The organism is Nonomuraea sp. NPDC050790 (genome assembly GCF_044456745.1).
GTDB lineage: Bacteria > Actinomycetota > Actinomycetes > Streptosporangiales > Streptosporangiaceae > Nonomuraea.
This window is the reverse complement of record NZ_JBITGF010000008.1, coordinates 55,384-73,859: the sequence shown is the minus strand read 5'-3', so window position 1 is coordinate 73,859 and position 18,476 is coordinate 55,384. Positions and strand designations below refer to the sequence as shown.

16 protein-coding genes are annotated in these 18,476 nt (G+C 71.5%); 10 read left to right on the top strand and 6 right to left on the bottom strand.

Translation table 11 applies throughout. From position 1 onward, the window contains the following. Positions 1 to 12 precede the first annotated feature (12 nt). Complete coding sequence (locus tag ACIBEJ_RS36560; RefSeq protein WP_397187502.1) at positions 13 to 1,134, bottom strand: hypothetical protein; 1,122 nt, start codon at positions 1,132 to 1,134, stop codon at positions 13 to 15. An 83-nt stretch (positions 1,135 to 1,217) separates the two neighbouring features. Here ACIBEJ_RS36560 and ACIBEJ_RS36555 point away from each other — a divergent pair, with 83 nt between their 5' ends. After that, a complete protein-coding gene (locus tag ACIBEJ_RS36555; protein ID WP_397187501.1) occupies positions 1,218 to 1,553 on the top strand; it encodes an ArsR/SmtB family transcription factor in 336 nt (111 codons plus the stop codon). 74 nt (positions 1,554 to 1,627) lie between these two features. Further along, positions 1,628 to 2,941, top strand: a complete 1,314-nt coding sequence (locus ACIBEJ_RS36550; RefSeq protein WP_397187500.1) for an MFS transporter — start codon at positions 1,628 to 1,630, stop codon at positions 2,939 to 2,941. A gap of 217 nt (positions 2,942 to 3,158) precedes the next feature. Here ACIBEJ_RS36550 and ACIBEJ_RS36545 read toward each other — a convergent pair whose 3' ends face one another. After that, positions 3,159 to 4,310, bottom strand: coding sequence for an ROK family transcriptional regulator (locus ACIBEJ_RS36545; RefSeq protein ID WP_397187499.1), 1,152 nt, complete (start codon positions 4,308 to 4,310; stop codon positions 3,159 to 3,161). Positions 4,311 to 4,484: 174 nt separating this feature from the next. Between ACIBEJ_RS36545 and ACIBEJ_RS36540 the strand changes: the two genes are divergently transcribed. From ACIBEJ_RS36540 to ACIBEJ_RS36525, 4 genes are all read left to right on the top strand, one after another. Next, on the top strand, positions 4,485 to 6,095 hold the full coding sequence (locus ACIBEJ_RS36540) for a beta-N-acetylhexosaminidase (protein WP_397187498.1): 1,611 nt from the start codon (positions 4,485 to 4,487) through the stop codon (positions 6,093 to 6,095). Further along, complete coding sequence (locus ACIBEJ_RS36535) at positions 6,092 to 7,924, top strand: ABC transporter permease subunit (protein WP_397187497.1); 1,833 nt, start codon at positions 6,092 to 6,094, stop codon at positions 7,922 to 7,924. The genes ACIBEJ_RS36540 and ACIBEJ_RS36535 overlap by 4 nt, the downstream gene beginning before the upstream one ends. A 22-nt stretch (positions 7,925 to 7,946) precedes the next feature. After that, positions 7,947 to 9,200: an extracellular solute-binding protein gene (locus ACIBEJ_RS36530; protein WP_397187496.1), complete on the top strand. Its 1,254-nt coding sequence runs from the start codon at positions 7,947 to 7,949 to the stop codon at positions 9,198 to 9,200. Positions 9,201 to 9,268: 68 nt separating this feature from the next. Further along, positions 9,269 to 9,616, top strand: a complete 348-nt coding sequence (locus tag ACIBEJ_RS36525; RefSeq protein WP_397187495.1) for a peptidase inhibitor family I36 protein — start codon at positions 9,269 to 9,271, stop codon at positions 9,614 to 9,616. On the opposite strand, the gene ACIBEJ_RS36520 is transcribed toward ACIBEJ_RS36525, so the two are convergent. After that, positions 9,613 to 10,437, bottom strand: a complete 825-nt coding sequence (locus ACIBEJ_RS36520) for an NAD-dependent protein deacetylase (protein WP_397187494.1) — start codon at positions 10,435 to 10,437, stop codon at positions 9,613 to 9,615. The two genes, ACIBEJ_RS36525 and ACIBEJ_RS36520, sit on opposite strands and share 4 nt — an antisense overlap. 71 nt (positions 10,438 to 10,508) lie before the next feature. On the opposite strand from ACIBEJ_RS36520, the gene ACIBEJ_RS36515 reads away from it, so the two are divergent. Further along, a complete protein-coding gene (locus ACIBEJ_RS36515; protein WP_397187493.1) occupies positions 10,509 to 11,138 on the top strand; it encodes a DUF1345 domain-containing protein in 630 nt (209 codons plus the stop codon). Between the two features lie 6 nt (positions 11,139 to 11,144). Here the strand turns inward: ACIBEJ_RS36515 and ACIBEJ_RS36510 are convergent, their stop codons facing one another. Beyond that, a complete protein-coding gene (locus ACIBEJ_RS36510; RefSeq protein ID WP_397187492.1) occupies positions 11,145 to 12,125 on the bottom strand; it encodes a tyrosine-type recombinase/integrase in 981 nt (326 codons plus the stop codon). 24 nt (positions 12,126 to 12,149) lie between these two features. Beyond that, a complete protein-coding gene (locus tag ACIBEJ_RS36505) occupies positions 12,150 to 13,793 on the bottom strand; it encodes an acetolactate synthase large subunit (RefSeq protein ID WP_397187491.1) in 1,644 nt (547 codons plus the stop codon). A 108-nt stretch (positions 13,794 to 13,901) separates the two neighbouring features. Here ACIBEJ_RS36505 and ACIBEJ_RS36500 point away from each other — a divergent pair, with 108 nt between their 5' ends. Further along, complete coding sequence (locus tag ACIBEJ_RS36500) at positions 13,902 to 14,585, top strand: alpha/beta fold hydrolase (protein ID WP_397187490.1); 684 nt, start codon at positions 13,902 to 13,904, stop codon at positions 14,583 to 14,585. On the opposite strand, the gene ACIBEJ_RS36495 is transcribed toward ACIBEJ_RS36500, so the two are convergent. Then, positions 14,557 to 15,786, bottom strand: coding sequence for a cysteine desulfurase-like protein (locus ACIBEJ_RS36495; RefSeq protein WP_397187489.1), 1,230 nt, complete (start codon positions 15,784 to 15,786; stop codon positions 14,557 to 14,559). The genes ACIBEJ_RS36500 and ACIBEJ_RS36495 overlap by 29 nt on opposite strands. An 83-nt stretch (positions 15,787 to 15,869) precedes the next feature. Between ACIBEJ_RS36495 and ACIBEJ_RS36490 the strand changes: the two genes are divergently transcribed. Beyond that, on the top strand, positions 15,870 to 17,285 hold the full coding sequence (locus ACIBEJ_RS36490; protein ID WP_397187488.1) for a wax ester/triacylglycerol synthase family O-acyltransferase: 1,416 nt from the start codon (positions 15,870 to 15,872) through the stop codon (positions 17,283 to 17,285). A gap of 31 nt (positions 17,286 to 17,316) precedes the next feature. Next, complete coding sequence (locus ACIBEJ_RS36485; protein ID WP_397187487.1) at positions 17,317 to 18,381, top strand: winged helix DNA-binding domain-containing protein; 1,065 nt, start codon at positions 17,317 to 17,319, stop codon at positions 18,379 to 18,381. The last annotated feature ends 95 nt before the right edge of the window (positions 18,382 to 18,476 follow it).

Below are 18,476 nucleotides of genomic sequence, written 5' to 3'. Positions count from 1 at the left end.
CCCGCGCGAGGGTCACCCGCAGCCGCGCCGCCCCGGCTTGGCGATCTTGCCGCCCGCCGCCCCGGCGGGGGCCGCCGCGTAGCCGCCGACCACCAGGTGGCTCTCGAAGAGGGTCTCGCTGGTGGACAGCTTGGTCAGCAGCCGTGAGGCGCCCGTCTTGACGTTCACCGCGTAGACGTAGGAGCCCAGGACCGTCGGCTCCTTCTTGCCGGACCGGTCCCTGCTGGCCGAGGCCACGATCTCGTCCCGGCTGAGCCAGTCGATGGCGTCGGCGTGGTTCACGTCGGCCGGCAGCCTCGGCTTGACCTTGGTCATCCTGCCCGTGGTCGTGGAGAACACCGACAGCCACATCGGCGTCATGTCCGGACCGCAGGCGGGCGGCTCCTTGGGCACCAGGTTCGCGGCCCGGCCGTCGCGCGCGGCGAAGGCGCCCCAGATGAGGTGCTTGCCCGCCTTCTCCGGCAGCTTGGCCTTGGTGGTGCGCCCGCCGCCGACCGTGTGGAACCAGCCCCGCCGCCCGAGTCCCGGCTCGCTGAGCAGGGTGGTCCGTCCCGAGGGCTCGACGTCCAGCAGCGCCAGGCCCCTGGGCAGCTTGCGCGCCGCGCCGGTCTCCACCTCGACGTAGGTGGTGGAGAGGGAGTCGTCGTGGCGCGATTGGCTGATCGCCAGCCCGCCGCCGTCGCGCACGAACCTCAGGCTGAACGGCGAGCCGATCGACCCCTTCGCCGCCCGGCGCGGCATCTCCCAGGTCTCGCCGGTGCCCAGGTCGCGTACCACCACGCGGTCGTCGGACGCGCGCTGGTAGGCGACGCGGGCGCCGTCGGGGCTGATGGCGAAGGCCCCCGCCTCGCCGGAGTCGTCGGCCTTCTTGCCCTTCTCGTAGGCGAGCGCCTCGGGGAAGGAGTGGATGCGCCCGTCGAGCGTCACCACCCTCCACGTGTCGCACTTGCCGGTGGGCAGCAGGTCCTTGCCGGCCGCGCACAGGTAGGCGAAGGCCGCGGCCCCCGCGCCGGACTCCGGTAAAGCCGGCGGCTTGCCCGATCTGGCGGCCCCCGCGGCGGCGGCCGGCACCGCGCAGCAGGCCGCCGCGAGCGCGACCACCGTCGCCGAACGCAGGCAGGTTGAGATGTCCATCGTGATCCCCCCGTCGGGAACTGGTGCTTACTCCACGTTGGAGAGTGAACGGGCCGGGAAAGTTCGCGCCCTACGATGACTGCATGACGGTTCATCGGCACCGGCCGGCGCCCGATCGGGAGCAACTGGACGCCGCGAGCCGGGTTTTCGCCCTGCTGGCCGATTCCACGCGCCTTCACCTGCTGTGGCTGCTGTCGGAGGGCGAGTCCGACGTGAGCCACCTGGCCGCGGCCAGCGGCGCGGCGCAGCCCGCCGTCAGCCAGCACCTGGCCAAGCTCCGGCTGGCCAGCCTGGTGCAGTCGCGCAGGGAGGGCCGCCGGGTCGTGTACTCGCTGCGCGACGGCCACCTGCGCAACCTCCTCACCGAGGCCCTGAGCCACGCCGAGCACAAGGTCACCGGCGACCCCTGGCACGCCTGAGGGAATGTTCCGGCACTCTCTTGAGTTCAACGCATGCGCATATACGCATATGTTGATTCGAGGAGGCCGCGGCCATGTTCCGAGTACTGCGCGATCGTGCCTACCGCCGTCTGTTCACCGCCCAGGTCGTCGCCCTGGTGGGCACCGGGCTGGCCACCGTGGCGCTGAGCCTGCTCGCCTACGACCTCGCCGGCGCCGACGCCTCCGCGGTCCTGGGCACCGCGCTGGCCATCAAGATGGTGGCCTACGTCGGGGTGGCCCCGGTGATCGGCGCCTTCGCCGACCGCCTGCCGCGCCGCGCGCTGCTGGTCGGCTCGGACCTGGTCCGCGCGGTGGTCGCGCTGGCGCTGCCGTTCGTCGCCGAGGTGTGGCACGTCTACGTGCTCATCTTCCTCCTCCAGCTCGCCTCCGCCGCCTTCACCCCGGCCTTCCAGGCGACCATCCCCCAGCTCCTGCCGGACGAGCGCGACTACACCCGCGCCCTGTCCCTGTCCCGCCTCGCCTATGACCTGGAGACCCTGCTCAGCCCGGTCCTGGCCGCCGCCCTGCTCAGCGTGATCACCTACAACTGGCTGTTCATGGGCACCGCGCTCGGATTCCTGGCGTCCGCGCTGTTCGTGCTGTCCGTCGTCCTTCCCAAGCCCCAGCCGGTACGGCCCGCCGCCGGCCCCCTGGCCAAGGCCGTCTCCGGCGCCCGGCACTTCCTGACCAGGGCGCCCCTGCGCGCCCTTCTGGCCATGAACCTGTCGGTCGCGGCGGCCGGCTCGATGGTCATCGTCAACACGGTGGTGCTGGTCCGCGAGCACCTGGGCAGGGGCACCGGCGAGGTCTCCCTGGCCCTGGCCGCCTTCGGCGCCGGCTCGATGGCCGTGGCGCTGCTCCTGCCGTCGATCCTGGAAAGGCTCTCCGACAGGGCGGTCATGCTGGCGGGTTCCTTCACCCTGTTCGCCGGATCGGCCGTGATCGGCACGGCCCTGGCCACGGGAACCCTGACCTGGTGGATGCTGCTGGCCGTCTGGGCGGTACTGGGCGCGGCCACGGCCGCGGTGCTGACCCCGACCGGCCGCCTGATCCGCCGTGCGGTCTCACCGGAGGACCTGCCCGCCGCCTTCGCCGCCCAGTTCGCCTTCTCCCACGCCGCCTGGCTCCTCACCTACCCGCTGGCGGGCTGGCTGGCGACGGTCGCGGGCATGACCGCCGCCGCCGTGGCCCTGACGGCGCTCGCGCTGGCAGGCGCCATCGCCGCCCGCCTCCTCTGGCCCACCACCCCGGTCCGTCGCCGGATCGGCAGCGGAGGCCCACGCACCATGCGCCACCTGCACCACGCCCACCTGCCCAGGCGCGCTTTCCGGAAGGCCGGTCAAGAGCACGACGTCACGGCGAGGTGAGTCGCGGTACCCGCACCTGGCGCACCTGCCCGGGTGGCGGGTCAAGGGCGCGACGTCACGGCGAGGTGAGTCGCGCCCGCTGGGCGTGGAGACGACGGGCGGTCACGCGCGGCGGCGGGCGGTGGTGGGGGCGGCCTGCCGTAAAGGATCAGACGCGCACGAACAGAGCGGAAGCGCGCGAACAGAGCGGAAACGCGCGAACAGCGCGGAAAACAGGTCAGCGCGGGGCGGGGAGGGGGGCATCGGGGGTGAAGAGTTGGTGGTCGAGGTGGGCGACGGCGTAGTCGATGGCGCCGGTGACCACGCACTCGTCGCCCAGGGTGGAGGCGCGCAGGTCCGGCAGGCGGATGCAGGTGCGCTCCAGCCGTTCGCGCAACGGCGGCAGCAGCACGTCGGCCGAGCGGGAGAAACCGCCCCCCAGCACCACCACCTGCGGGTCCAGCATCAGCACCATCGCGCTGGTCCCCACCGCCAGGTCGTCGACGTACCGCCCGACCGCCGCCAGCGCGACCGGGTCGCCCGTCCTGGCGGCGGCCAGCGTGTAGCCGGCGGCGTCGGCGGGTGAGGTGTCCAGGGGGATGATCGGGCAGTTCTGCAGGTGCTCGGGCGCGTCGAACCACTGCGCCTGCGGCAGCATCGCGATCTCCCCGGCCGCGGCGCCGAAGCCGCGGTGGACCTGGCCGTCGATGATGACCGCCGCCCCCATCCGGCGTCCGACGTGCAGGAACACCACGTCACGCGCGTCACGGGCGGTGCCGCGGGCGGCCTCGGCCCTGGCGGCCAGGCGGCTGTCGTTCTCGACGACGACGTCGCAGGGGAACATCTCGCGCAGCCGCCCGGCCAGGTCGAGCCCGGTCCAGGCGGGGATGGCCGCGCAGTAGTGGATGCGGCCCTCGGGGGTGACCACGCCGATCGTGCCCGCCGCGACCACCCACACGTCGGCGATCGTCTTGCCGCCGAGCGCGAGACAGCCCGCCACGGTGGCCTCGATCGTGGCCAGGCGCTCCTCCACGGGCGTGTCCGGCTGGACGGGCCGGCGGGCCTCGGCGAGGATCTCGCCGTTGAGGTTCGCCAGGGCGGCGCGGATGTTGTGGCCGCCGATGTCGAGCCCGACCAGGTAGCCGCTGCTCGCCCGGAAGCGGTAGCGGCGGGCGGGACGGCCGATCGTGCCCTGCGCGGGCGGGGTCTCCTCGACCCAGCCGAGCTGCATCAGCTCGTCCACGACCTCCTTCATCGACGGCCGCGACAGCCCGGTGCGCTCGGCCAGGGCCGACAGCGTCAGCGGGCCGGCGCCGCGCAGCGCCCCGATCGCGGTCAGGGAGTTGAGTTGCCTCAGCCGCGACAGGTCGCCGCCCCGAAGTGTGGCCATCGCCGTCCTAATGCAGGTGTCCTCTTTAAGTCATGATTCATTATGCCGTATCGTCCGCACAATCGTGGTGCCGCGGGAGCGTTCTGCGCAGAAATGAGCATTGACCCTCCAGAGGCCCGGTGCTAATAATGATGCTCTCCTTCGTAAGTCACCCTCCCTGAGGAGACCCACCAGATGATCGTCCCCAAGCCCAAGCGGTACGCGGCAGCGCCCGGCCGTTTCGTGCTCGACCGGAGCACCGGGCTCACCGCCGACCCGGCGCTCGGCGAGGTCGCCGCCTGGCTGCGCGCGGAGCTCAGCCCGGTCACCGGCGGCGAGCTGCTGCCCGGCGCCCCCGGCCAGGGAACGATCATCCTCGGCCTCGACGACCTGCCGCCCGAGTCCTACCGGCTGACCGTCGCCTGCGACGGGATCGCGCTGGACGCCGGGTCGCCCGCCGGAGCCTTCTACGGAGCCCAGACGCTCCGCCAGCTCATCGGCCCGGCCGCCTTCCGCCGCGCGGGCGGCGCCGGGGCGCTGGAGGTGCCGGCCGTACACGTGGAGGACGGGCCGAGGTTCGGCTGGCGCGGCGCGATCCTCGACGTGGCCCGGCACTTCATGACCAAGGCGGACGTGCTGCGCTTCATCGACCTGATGGCCCTGCACAAGCTGAACGTCCTGCACCTGCACCTGACCGACGACCAGGGCTGGCGGGTGGAGATCAAGCGCTACCCGCGCCTGACCGAGATCGGCTCCTGGCGCGAGCAGAGCCAGGTCGGCTGGGAGGGCGAGATGGACGGCCGCCCCCACGGCGGCTTCTACACCCAGGACGACCTGCGCGAGATCGTCGCCTACGCCGCCCGCCGCCACATCTCGGTGGTGCCCGAGATCGACCTGCCCGGCCACACCCAGTCGGCCATCGCCGCCTACCCCGAGCTGGGCAACCTGGACACCCCGCTCGGGGTGGGCACCACCTGGGGCATCGGCGCCAACGTGCTGAACGTCGAGGACGCCACGATCGAGTTCTTCAAGAACGTCTTCGACGAGGTGCTGGAGCTGTTCCCCAGCCCGTACGTGTGCGTCGGCGGCGACGAGTGCCCCAAGGACCAGTGGCGCGCCAGCCCCTCGGCCCAGCGGCGCATCGCGGAGCTGGGCCTGCGCGACGAGGACGAGCTGCAGAGCTGGTTCATCCGCCAGTTCGGCGCGTACCTGGCCGAGCGCGGGCGGCGCCTGGTCGGCTGGGACGAGATCCTGGAGGGCGGCCTGGCGCCCGGCGCGGTCGTGGCCGCCTGGCGGGCCGACCTGGGCGCGGTGGCCGCCGCCCGTGCCGGGCACGACGTCATCAACTGCTCCAACACCGCCGTCTACTTCGACTACCGGCAGAGCGCGCGCGAGGACGAGCCCGTGCCGTTCGGCACCGTGCTCACCATCGAGGACGTCTACGCCTTCGAGCCCGTCCCCGCCGAGCTGCGCGGCGACCCGGCGGCCGAGCGCGTCCTCGGCGCCCAGTGCGGCGTCTGGACCGAGCTGATCGACTCCAGCAGGCACGTCGACTACATGGCCTTCCCCCGGCTGGCCGCCTTCGCCGAGACCGTCTGGTCGGGGCCGGAGCGGGACCTGGCGGAGTTCCGCCGCCGCCTGGCCGCCCACCTGCCCCGGCTGGAGGCGATCGGAGTCGAGTACCGCCGCGAGTCGGGGCCGCTGCCCTGGCAGACCAGGCCGGGCGTGCCCGGCAGACCGGAGGACCCGGTCGAGTGGCAGGCCACCCTCGACGCCTGGACCGCGAACCTCAGGAACCCGCGGTGAACCGGATCGCCGACCTGTGGGAGCGCACGGTCCCGTGGCGCTGGCTGACGCCGAGCACCGCGCTGATCGTCTGCGTCGTCGGCTTCCCCGCGGTCTACATGGTCTGGATGTCCTTCCTCGACATCAGCAGGATCGGGCTGGTCAAGGGCTTCGCCGGGTTCGACAACTACGCCAGGCTCCTGAGCGAGGACGCGTTCGGCCAGGTCGCCGGCAACACGCTGCTGTGGCTGGTGATCGTCGTCGGGCTCACCGTGGTGCTCTCGCTGGCGCTGGCGCAGTTCCTGTCGAAGGAGTTCTTCGGCCGGCGGTTCGTCCGGCTCGCGCTGGTCGTGCCGTGGGCGGCCTCGCTGGTGATGACCGCGACCGTGTGGCGCTTCATCTACGAGGGCGGCAACGGCCTGCTCAACCGGCTGCTGATGGACCTGTCGATCATCTCGGCGCCGGTCGACTGGTACAAGGACCCGGCCACCGCACTGTACGCGGTGATGGCGGTCGGCATCGTCACCTCGATGCCGTTCACCACCTACGTGCTGCTGTCCGGGCTGCAGACGGTGCCGCACGACGTGCTGGAGGCGGCGAAGATCGACGGCGCCGGCGCGTGGGCGACCTGGCGGCGGGTGACGCTGCCGATCCTGCGGCCCTCGCTCATGATCGCGCTGGTCCTCAACATGCTGCACGTCTTCAACGCGTTCACCGTCATCTGGGTGATCATGGGCAAGACGGCGGGCAACCACGCCGACACCACCGTGACCTGGCTGTACAAGATCGCGTTCACCGCGCAGCTCGACTCCGGCGAGGCGGCGGCGCTCGGCGTGCTCAACGTGGCCTTCCTGCTGCTGCTCATCCTGGCGTTCGTGCTGGTGCTACGGCCGTACCGCAACCCCTCGGCAGCGGAGGAGAAGCCCGCTCCGCCGAGCGCGGCCGTCGCGCGGGAGCCCGCCGCCGCCGTCCGGCCGCCGGTGCGGCGCACCCGTCCGGTGCTGCTGCGGGCCGGGCGCGGGTGGGCGCGGGCGCGCAAGGTGGTGATGCCGGTCGCCGGGTTCGCGATCGCGCTGTTCTTCCTGGCCCCGTACGCGGCGATGCTGCTCGGCTCCCTCAAGACCGACGCCGAACTGTTCGCCGTGCCCGCCGACTACCTGCCCAAGTCCTGGGCCTGGTCCAACTACGCCGACGTGTGGCGGCGCATCCCGCTGGCCGACTACTTCCGGGTCAGCCTGACCGTCGCCCTGGCCTCCACGGCGCTGGTGCTGCTCGTGGCCGCGCCCGCGGCGTACGTGCTGGCCCGTTCGCGTTTCCGCGGGCGCGGGGCGTTCCTCGGCGTGATCCTGGTGACGCAGATGTTCCCCGCGGTCGCGCTGCTCATCGGGCTCTACCGGCAGGCGCTGTTCGTGGACGGGATCAACAGCTACGCCGTCATCATCGCCATCAACTCCGCCTTCAACCTCGCCTTCGCGGTCTGGATCCTGCACGCCCACTTCGGCTCGATCCCGGTCGACATCGACGAGGCCGCGATGATGGACGGCCTCGGCAGGTTCCGGATCCTGGTCCGGATGATCCTCCCGCTGGCCGCGCCCGGCCTCGTCACCGTGATGATCTTCACGTTCATCCAGGTGTGGAACGAGTTCGTCATCGCGCTGACGCTCTTCAACGATCCCGCCGGCGGCCGGGTGCCGCTCACCGTCGGCATCCAGCAGTTCATCGGCCTGTACGAGACCAACTACCAGTACCTGTTCGCCGCGGCGCTGATGGCGATCGTGCCGGCGGTCATCCTGTTCGCGCTCATCGAGAAGCACCTGGTGAGCGGCCTGACCGCGGGCAGCACCAAGTGACAACGAGAAGGATCGGTGTGACATGACACCCAGAAGAAGACCACGGCTCGGCGCCCTGGCCGCGATCGCCGCGCTCACGCTCGCGCTGGGCGCGTGCGGCGGCTCCGGCGGCGGTACGGCGGGCGGCCAGACCTCCATCAAGCTGGTCGTCGCCCAGTACACCGAGGGCACGCGCCCCTACTGGGACGAGCTGATCAAGTCGTTCGAGGCCGCCCATCCCGGCAAGAACGTCGACCTCCAGGTGATCGACTGGGGCAACCTGCAGAGCCAGGTCAACACGATGGTGCAGACCAAGCAGTTCCCCGACGTCCTGAACATCAACGTCTTCGCCGACTACGCCGAGGCCGGGCTGCTGTACCGCGCCGAGGAGGTGGTCTCCAAGGAGGTGCTCGCGGACTTCCTGCCGTCCTTCGCCGAGAACGCCTCCTACGACGGCGCCCAGTACGGCCTGCCGTTCGTCGCCACCGTCAACGGCATGTACTACAACAAGACGATCCTGGAGAAGGCCGGCTTCAAGAAGCCCCCCGCCACCTGGGACGAGTTCCGCGCCGCGGTCAAGGCCATCAAGGCCCTGCCCGGCGGCTACGTGCCGTACGCGCTGGCCCTGGGCGCCGAGGCCGGCGACTACGAGTTCGGCACCTGGATGCGCTCCAACGGCGGCGACTGGCGTACCGGGGACAAGTGGACCGTCAACGACGCCCGCGCCGTCGAGACGCTGGAGTTCCTGAAGTCGCTGACCAAGGACGGCTACACCCAGCCGAACCCGGGCCAGACCAACCGCGCCGACGGCACCTGGCCGCTGTTCGCCCAGGGCAAGGTCGGCATGGTGTACGCCTCCTTCGGCACCCGGGCCTTCCTCGAATCCGTGGACAAGGGCGGCGTCAAGTACGGCACCGCCACCCACCCCACCAACCACGGCGCCGAGCCCAGCACCCACGGCATCCAGGACTACCTGATGGCCTTCAAGAAGGACGGCAACCAGCAGCTCGTCCGCGAGTTCCTCGACTACTTCTACAAGGCCGACAACTACGTCAAGTACCTGAAGGTCGAGGGCCTGCTGCCGACCACCGCGTCGGCCTCGGCGCTGATGCGCGAGGACGCGAAGGTCAGCCCGATCGTCGACATGGTGGCCAAGGCCCGCTTCGACCCGACCTCGCAGCCGGTCTGGTCCGAGCTGCGCGGCACGGTGGCGGCGGAGCTCGGCACCGCGCTGGCGCCCACCGGCGACCCGCGCACCCTGCTCGGCAAGTTCCAGCAGATCGCGGAGCGCTCCTGAAAGCCGATCGAAAGCGACGCCGATCAAGATGGGCGCACCAGAACTGATCTCTCCGTAAAGGTGATCACATGCGTGCTCTGCTGCTGTCCGTCGTCGCCTTCTTCGTCATGACCGGCCTGCCGGCCCCGGCCCAGGCCACCACCGCGGCGGCGGCCGCGTCCTGCCCCGCGGGGCATGTCTGCCTGTACAACGGCACGGCCGGCCAGGGATACCAGGTCTGCGCGGTGGAGATCAGCACGCGGGTGTCCTGCCGCAACGTCCGCTCCGCCGTCAACAACGGCGTCAGCGACCCGGGGAAGAACGACGCACGCCTGTACGACGCCCAGAACAAGGAGATCACGTGCGTCAGGCGCGGCCAGACGAGGAACCTGGGGGGCCTCAGGCACGTCTACCGCGTCCAGTGGGGCACCTGCTAGACCCGGAGACCGTCGACCAGGGTGGACAGCGTGCTGCCCAGGGCGGCGTCCAGGGTGAGCAGGGCGTGCTCGTCGCCCCGGGTGGCGCCCTGGTTGACGATCGCCACCGGTACGGCGTGGCGGGCGGCGTGCCGTACGAACCGATAGCCGGAAAGGACCGTCAGCGAGGAGCCGAGCACCAGGAGCAGGCCCGCGCGCTCCGACAGCGCGTAGCACTCGGTGACCCGGGGCGGCGGCACGTTCTCGCCGAAGAAGATCACATCGGGCTTCAGCAGGCCGCCGCAGCCCTCGCAGTCCACGATCGAGAAGCCGTCGATCAGGGAGTCCTCCAGCGCGGCGTCGCCGTCGGGGTTGACCTGCGCGGAGTCGTCGGCGGCCCAGCCGGGGTTGGCCGCCGACAGCCGCTCGTCGAGGCGCTCGCGAGGAGTGCGCGCGCCGCAGGACAGGCAGCGCACCCGGTGCAGGCTGCCGTGCAGTTCGATCACACCGCCGGCGCCGGCGGCCTGGTGCAGGCCGTCGACGTTCTGCGTGATGATCGCCGAGACCAGGCCCAGCTCCTGGAGCCGGGCGACCGCCCGGTGGCCCGGGTTGGGCCTGGCACGCTCGATGTGCCGCCAGCCGAGGTGGCTGCGGGCCCAGTAGCGCCTGCGGGCGGCGGCGGAGCCGGTGAAGTCCTGGTAGGTCATCGGGCTGGACGGGCGCCTGCGCCCGCTGGGGCCGCGGTAGTCGGGAATGCCGGACTCGGTGGAGAGCCCGGCGCCGCTCAGGACGACCACTCCGCCGTCGGCGACCAGATCGGCGAGCAGGTCGAAAGGACTCACGTTCGCAGCCTACCCGGCCGTGCCGGGGTGACTTCCGCTGATCCGGGCGGGTATGAGGGATCATGATGCCCATGAACCCGTGGTCCTCCGCGGTCACCCGCCTGGTCGGCGCGTCGGTCGCCGGCGCGCTGGCCGGGACGGCCGTCGGCCTGCTGACCCGCCCGCCCCTGGGCGTGCTGGCCGCCATCGCCGTGACCGAGACCGTCTTCGTCGTCGCGGGCCTGGCCGTGCTGTGGCCGATGGACGCCGGCACCACCCGGCGCAACGCCGGGCGCGAGGACTTCCGGCCGCTCGCCGACGAGCTCGTGGTGGTCGCGGTCGCGCTCTGCGGGCTGGTCGCCATCGTCGTGCTGCTCACCGTCGGCTCGTCCGACCCCGGTCACGCCGCCGCCGCGACCGCGCTGGGCGGCGTGTTCATGGCCTGGGCCGCGCTCCACCTGATGTACGCCACCCGCTACGCCTACCTCTACTACCTGAAGGACTCGGGCGGCATCGACTTCAACTCCGACCAGCCGCCCGCCTACAGCGATTTCCTCTACTTCAGCTACAACCTCGGCATGACCTACCAGGTCTCCGACACCAGCGTCTCCAGCCCAGCGATCCGCAAGGTCGTGCTGCGCCACTGCCTGCTGTCCTACGTCTTCGGCACCAGCATCCTGGCCACGACCATCAACCTGGTCGTCGGCCTGGTCGCCGGCTGACCGCGCTCACGCCAGCGGCCGCGCCTGCGGCAGCTTGATGCGGTCCACGGCCTCGCGCCGCGTCTTCTCCGGCCGCCGGTCGTAGCGGGCGGTGGTGGCGGGGGAGGAGTGCCCGACCAGCGCCTGCGCCGTGGCCAGGTCGACGCCCGCGTCCAGCAACTCGCCGATGAAGGTGCGGCGGAAGTCGTGCGCGGTACGGCGGGCCGCCCCCGCCTCGCCCAGCCGCCTGGTCAGGATGTCGGCGATGCCCTGCCCGCTGAGCGGCCGGGGCCGCAGCCGTCCCGCCTTGCTCAGCGGGCTGAACAGCGGGCCCGGACCGGCGCCGCGCACCGCCAGCCAGCGCTCCAGCAGCCGGATGGCGTCGGTGGTCAGGTAGACCATGCGCTCCTTGTCGCGCTTGCCGCGCACCCGCAGCGAGCGGGCGCCCGGGTCGTAGTCGGCCAGTTCCAGGCCGGCGATCTCGGCCCTGCGGCAGCCGGTGGAGTACAGTGCCGCGATCAGGGCGGCGTCGCGCACCCCGGCCACCGAGTCGTCGCAGGCCGACAGCGCCGCTCCGACCACTTCGGGCGGGACGTGGTGACCGGTGGGCAGGCGGCTCTGCCGTACCGGGGAGAGGTCGGAGGCGCGGGCGAAGTCCTCGGCCGAGGTCTGGCCGAGACGCCATGCCTCCTTCAGCACGCGGCGCAGCGCGACCAGGTGCTTGTTGACGTAGGCCGGCGACCAGCCCTGCTCGGTGAGCATCGTGCGGATGCGGACGGTGTGCTCGTAGCGCAGCAGGTGCCAGGGCTGGCCGGCGCCGGTGGAGGCGGGCTCGCCGGTCAGCAGCCGGGCGATGCGATCCAGACACCCGCGCATCGTTCGGCGCGACTCCACGCTGGTCAGGGAGTCGAGGTAGACGTGGTAGGGGTCACGGGCGGGCTCGACGGGGGGCGCCTGCTCGGCGGGGAGCACCGGCAGCGCCCCGCCCGCGTCGGGGAGGTCGGTCATCGGGCACGATCTTAGAGGCTGGGCTCAGAACGGGCCGGTCAGCTCGCCGAGCTTGTCGGTCAGCTCCAGGTTGGCCGAGTAGTCCACCGGCACCGCGATCACCGACACCGTCTCGTCGTCCAGCGCCCTGCGCAGCGTGGGCAGCAGTTCGTCGGCCGAGGTGATCCTGTAGCCGGTGGCGCCGAACGACTCGGCGTACTTGACGAAGTCGGGGTTGCCGAAGGCGATGTTGGAGCTGCGCCCGAGCTCCAGGTCCATCTTCCACTCGATCAGGCCGTAGGCGTCGTCCACCCAGACCAGGATCACGAGCGGGATGCGCTCGCGGACCGCGGTCTCGATCTCCTGGGAGTTCATGAGGAAGGCGCCGTCGCCGGTGGCGGCCAGGACCTTGCGCCCGGGGAAGGCGAGCTTGGCGGCCAGCGCCCCCGGCACCGAGAAGCCCATGGACGACAGCCCGTTGGAGACGAGCATGGTGTTGGGCTCGTAGGTCGGGTACATGCGGGCCATCCACATCTTCACCGCGCCGGTGTCGGCCAGCACGATGTCCTCACGGCCCATGGCGGCGCGGATGTCGGAGACCACGCGGCGCGGCTTCAGCGGGAAGGCGTCGTCGGCCCCGGCCTCCTGCATCTCCTCCCGGATGAGCTTGCGGATCTTCTCGCCGGTGCCGTTGATGGCGAAGTTCTTCGGCGTGGCCGCGGCCAGCGCGTCGAGCGAGCGGGAGATGTCGCCCTGGATGCCGACCTCGACCGGGTAGTGGTGGTCCACCTCGGCGGGGGACTGGTGGATGTGGATGATCTTCTTGTCGCCGTCCGGGTTGATCTTGACCGGGTCGAACTCCTGTAGCTCGTAACCGACGCTGATGAGCACGTCGGCCTCGTCGAAGCCGAAGTTGACGTAGTCGCGGCGCATGAAGCCGGCCGCGCCCAGGGCGTGCGGGTGGTCGTCGGGGAAGACGCCCTTGCCGTTGAAGGTGGTGGCCACGGGCAGGCCGAGCCGTTCGGAAAAGCGCACGAGCGCGTCTGCGGCGCCGGCGCGGCTGGCGCCGTGCCCGGCCAGGATGATCGGGTTCCTGGCGGCGGCCAGGACGTCGGCGGCGCGGGCCACCTGGGCGGGGGAGGGGTCCTGCGGGCGGACGACGTTGACGGGCAGCGGCGTCAGGTCGTCGCGGACCTGGGCGGACTCGACGTCCTCCGGGATGGCCAGGTAGACGGCGCCGGGACGCTCGGTCTGGGCGGTCTTGAACGCCTTGCGCAGCATCTCCGGCAGCGCCTCGGCGGCCGGGACCAGGTCGGCCCACTTGGTGATCGGCCGGAACAGCGAGACCAGGTCGACGACCTGGTGCGATTCCTTGTAGATGCGGTCGAGGCCCACCTGGGCGGTAAGGGCGACCACGGGGGTGGAGTTGGTGGTGGCGTCGGCCACGCCGAGCTGCAGGTTGATCGCGCCGGGGCCGAGGGTGGCGGAGGCGACGCCGGCCTTGCCGGTCAGCCTGCCGTACATCTCGGCCATGAAGGCGGCGGCCTGCTCGTGGCGGACGAGGATGTAGCGGATGGAGGAGTCGTTGAGCGCGTCGACAAAGTGGATGTTCTCCTCTCCGGGGATGCCGAAGACGTATTCGACGCCTTCCGCTTCGAGCGCTTTCACCAACAGCCTGGCCGCGTCCATCGGAGGAGCCTTCTTTCTTCTCGCCATTTCCTTGTACGTGCAAGCAACTCCGGCCGCCGGTTCATTCCTTCTAGATTAATCCTCGGTTATACGTATAAACTCGCCTGCATGAAGCTCCACGTCCACGAACGCGGTGACGGCGACAAGCTGGCGCTGCTCATCCACGGCGGCATGTCCGACCACCGCACCTGGCACGCCGTCGAGGATGAGCTGGTCGCCCGCGGCTACCGGGTGATCGCCCCCGACCTGCGCGGCCACGGCGCCAGCCCGCGCGGCGAGTACCATCCAGAACTTCTCGGCGACGACCTCGCCGAGAACCTGCCCGCCGGCGCCGACGTCGCCATCGGCCACTCGCTCGGCGGCCTGTCGCTGTCCCTGGCCGCCGAGCGGCTGCGCCCCAGGAAGGCGATCTACTCCGACCCCGGCTTCGCCCTCGACGCCGTGCCCGCCGAGGCCACCGCGTTCATGCGCAAGATGGTCACCACCGCCACGCGCGAGAGCGTCACGACCATGAACCCGCGCTGGTCGCAGGCCGACATCGAGGCCGAGCTGGCCGGGTTCGCGCTGTTCGACCCGGCCTTCTTCGACAGTGTCAGGGGCTCCTACGTGCCCGAGCGGCCCGTCGTGCCCTCGCTGGTGCAGGTGGCCGACCCCAGCTTCACCATCGACGCCGCCCTCGCCGCGGAGCTGGAGCGCCGCGGCTTCGAGCTGCGCACCGTCAAGGGCGCCGGCCACTGCATCCACCGCGACGACCTGCCCGGCTTCATGGCCTCGCTGGAGGGCTGGATCTGAGCTCGGCCACACCCTCCAGCAGCCGCTCCACGTCGGAGCGGTCGTTGTAGTGCACCAGACCGGCGCGCACCGCCCCGCCCGAGTCGCGCACGCCGAGCGCGCCGGTCAGCTCCCACGCGTAGTTGTGGCCGCTCCACACGTTGACGCCGCGGGCCGCCAGGTGCTCGGCCACCCGCCGCGGCGGCAGTCCCGCCACGGTGAAATAGGCGGTGGCGGTACGGCGGGCGGGCTTGCCGTACAGGGTGACGTGGGGCATCGTCTCCAGGCCGGCCAGCATCTCGGCGAACAGCCCCAGCTCGTGCTCCTCGGCGGCGGCCATCGAGGCCAGCAGCCGCTCGCGCCTGCTGCCCGTGCCGGGTAGCAGCCCGGCCAGGTGGTCCACGGCCGCCGTCACGCCCGCGAGGTCGGCCAGCGGGGCGGTGCCCAGCTCGAACCGTTCCGGGACGGTGTCCGGCGAGGGCAGCAGCTTGTCGGGGTGCAGCGACTCCAGCGCCACCGGGTCGGCGATCACCGCGCCGACGTGCGGGCCCGACCACTTGTAGGCGCTGGTGGCGTAGAAGTCGGCGCCGAGCGCGTGCACGTCGACCGGGCCGTGCGCGGTGGCGTGCACGCCGTCCACGTACGTCAGGGCGCCGGCCGCGTGGGCGATCTCGCAGATGGCCGCCACGTCCGGCCGCGTGCCCAGGATGTTGCTGGCGGCACTGACCGCCACCAGCCGCGTACGCGGGCCCACCAGCTCGGTGAACTGGTCCACCGGCAGCTCGCCGGTCACCGGGTCCACCTCCGCCCAGCGCACCCGCGCGCCGGTCTGGGTCCATGGCCGCACGTTGGCGTCGTGGTCCAGGCGGGAGATCACGACCTCGTCACCCGGCCCGGTCAGCACGCGGGCCAGCCGGTAGGTGAGCGTCGTCATGTTCGCGCCCAGGATCACCCCGTGCGGCACGCCGCCGACCAGGTCGGCCACCGCGGCGCGGCAGGCGGCCACGATCGCGTCGGCGCGGTGACTGGCGGGGAAGGTCCCGCCCACGTTGGACAATCCCGCCCGGTAGGCGCCGGTGATGGCGTCGATCACGGACTGCGGGGTCTGGGTGCCGGCGGCGCCGTCGAGGTAGGCGTGACCGTCGGAGAGGGAGGGGTAGGCGTTACGTACAGTTTCGGGGGAGTACGTCGCGGTTGCATCTTGTCTGGGGGGAAAGGCCATGATGTCTTCATGCTCACGCGTCAGCGCCCCCACTCTTGAAGTCGCGGGGCAAGTCTGATTGGTTCGGGGCGGAGGTGTGACCTGTGCCACAGCTGACCGCCCTTGACGCCCAGTTCCTGCATTTCGAGACCGCCACCAACGTGCCCAACATCGCCGGGCTGGCCATCCTCGAGGGCGACCTGAACCGATCGGACCTGCAGGCCCTGCTGGAGGAGCGGCTGCCGTACGTCCCTGCGCTGCGCCGCAAGCTCGCGCCGGTGCCGTTCGGGCTGGACCATCCGTACTGGGTGCAGGAGGACGACCTCGACCTCGACTACCACGTGCGCGAGATCGGGCTGCCTCCGCCCGGCGACGAACGCCAGCTCGCCGACCAGGTCTCCCGGCTCCACCCGCGCCGCCTGGACCGCGGCCATCCGCTGTGGGAGATCTACCTGATCCACGGCCTGTCGGGCGGCCGCATGGGCCTCTACACCAAGATCCACCACGCGGCCGTGGACGGCGTGGGCGGCGCCGACGTGCTGGCCGCCTTACTGGACCTCACTCCTGTTCCCGCGCCGCCGCCCCCGACCGCTCCCGAGCGGGACGAACCCGCCCCCGACGGGCTGGAGATGGTCGGACGGGCGCTGATCAGGATGAGCGCCAACCCGGCCCAGGCGGTGCGCTTCGCCGCGCGGGCGCTGCCGCACCTGGACGAGATCCCCGTGGTGTCGTGGATCCCCGGCAGCCGCCTCGTCTCCGGGCTGGCGCGCCGGCTGGCCGGCTCGGGGACGCTGCCGGACCTGCCCTCGCTGCCCGCGCCGCGCACGCCCTTCAGCGGGCCCGTCTCCGCCCACCGGCGCTTCGCCTTCGTCTCCCTGCCGCTGGAGGAGATCAAGCTGGTGCGCAAGGAGCACGAGGTCACCGTCAACGACGTGGTCATGGCGGTGTGCGCGGGCGCCCTGCGGCGCTGGCTGGCCGCCCACGGCGGGGTGCCGAGGATGCCGCTGGCCGCCGGGGTGCCGTTCTCGCTGCGCGCGGCGGGGGAGGAGGGGCCCGGCAACCAGGTGACGATCATGTCGGCGCCGCTGGCCGTACACGTGGAGGATCCGCTGGAACGGCTGCGGCACGTGCGCGACTCGATGCGGCGGATCAAGGACAGGTTCTCGCTCGCGCCCGCGCGGTGGCTGCGGGAGTTCAGCGAGTCGATGCCCGCCGCGCTCATGGGGCTGGCCTCGCGCTCGGCGTTCGGGCTGGTGGGGCAGACGGCGCCGCCGATCAACGTGGCGATCTCGAACGTGCCGGGACCGCAGTTCCCGCTGTACGTGTGCGGGGCGCGGCTGCTGACCCACTACCCGGTCTCGGTGATCACCGACGTGAGCGGCGGGATCAACATCACCGCCTTCTCCTACGACGGCTCGCTGGACGTCGGCGTGATCACCGACCGGCAGATGGTGCCCGACCCGTGGGAGCTGACCGCCTATCTGCGCGAAGCCCTCGACGAGCTGCTCAACGCGGAATGAACCTTTCCGCATTGGGCTCTAGGTTGGTTCCATGGAGCTGAGCCAGAGAGTACTGAACCGCACCACGCTGCACCGCCAACTGCTGCTGGAGCGCGCCGGGATGGACGTGCGGTCGGCCGTCGACCGCCTGGTCGCGCTGCAGGGCCAGGAGGCCGACGCGCCGTACATCGGGCTCTGGTCGCGCCTGGCCGCCTTCACCCAGGACGACCTGACCTCCCTGCTGTACGGCAAGCAGGTCGTCCGCGGCACTCTGCTGCGCGCCACCCAGCACCTGGCCGCCGCCGACGACTACCTCTGGCTCCGGCCGCTGATGCAGGTGCCGATGAGCAGGGCGCGGCAGGCCGCCTTCGGCAAGGCCACCAAGGAGGTGGACCTGGAGGAGCTGGCCAAGCTGGCCCGCGAGCACCTGACCGGGCGCACGCTGACCCGGCCCGAGCTGCGCGACCTGCTGGCGGTGCGCTGGCCCGAGGTCGAGCCGCTCGGGCTGGGCTGGTCGGCGCAGTCGCTCCTGCCGATCATCCACACGCCGCCCAACGGCACCTGGAAGCGGGGCGGGGCGACGCCGTTCACGCTGGCGGAGGAGTGGCTGGGCCGGTCGCTGGAGCCGTCGCCGCCGGTGGAGCGGCTGGTGACGCGGTATCTGGCCGCGTACGGCCCGGCCGGGGTGATGGACGTGCAGGCGTGGTCGGGCCTGACCAGGCTGAAGCCGGTGATGGAGGCGATGGACCTGGCAAAGTATCACGATATTTCCGGCAAAGTTCTCTATGACCTCCCGGGGGCGCCGCTGGTCCCGGAAGACACCCCCGCGCCGGTGCGGTTCCTGCCGTGGTTCGACAACCTCATCGTGGCCTTCGCCGACCGGCGGCGCATGATGACCGAGGAGCAGCGCAAGGCGGTCTGCGTCGGCGCGATCATCTACCCGACCTTCCTGGTGGACGGAACCGTCGGCGGTATGTGGGACTTCAAGGACGGCGCGCTGGTGCTCTCGCCCTTCTCGCCGCTGCCCGACGCGGTGCGGGAAGAGCTGGCCGAGGAGGGAGCGCGGCTGCTGGCCTTCGCGGGGCACGAGGGCGGGGCGATCCAGTTCATCGCCTAAACGGCTGATTATGTCAAGAGCCTCAGCTGATGGAGCTTTGTTCGCCCCGGCGTTGGGTAGCGTGAAAGAGGCAGCCTCACCTCAGCATCCCCATC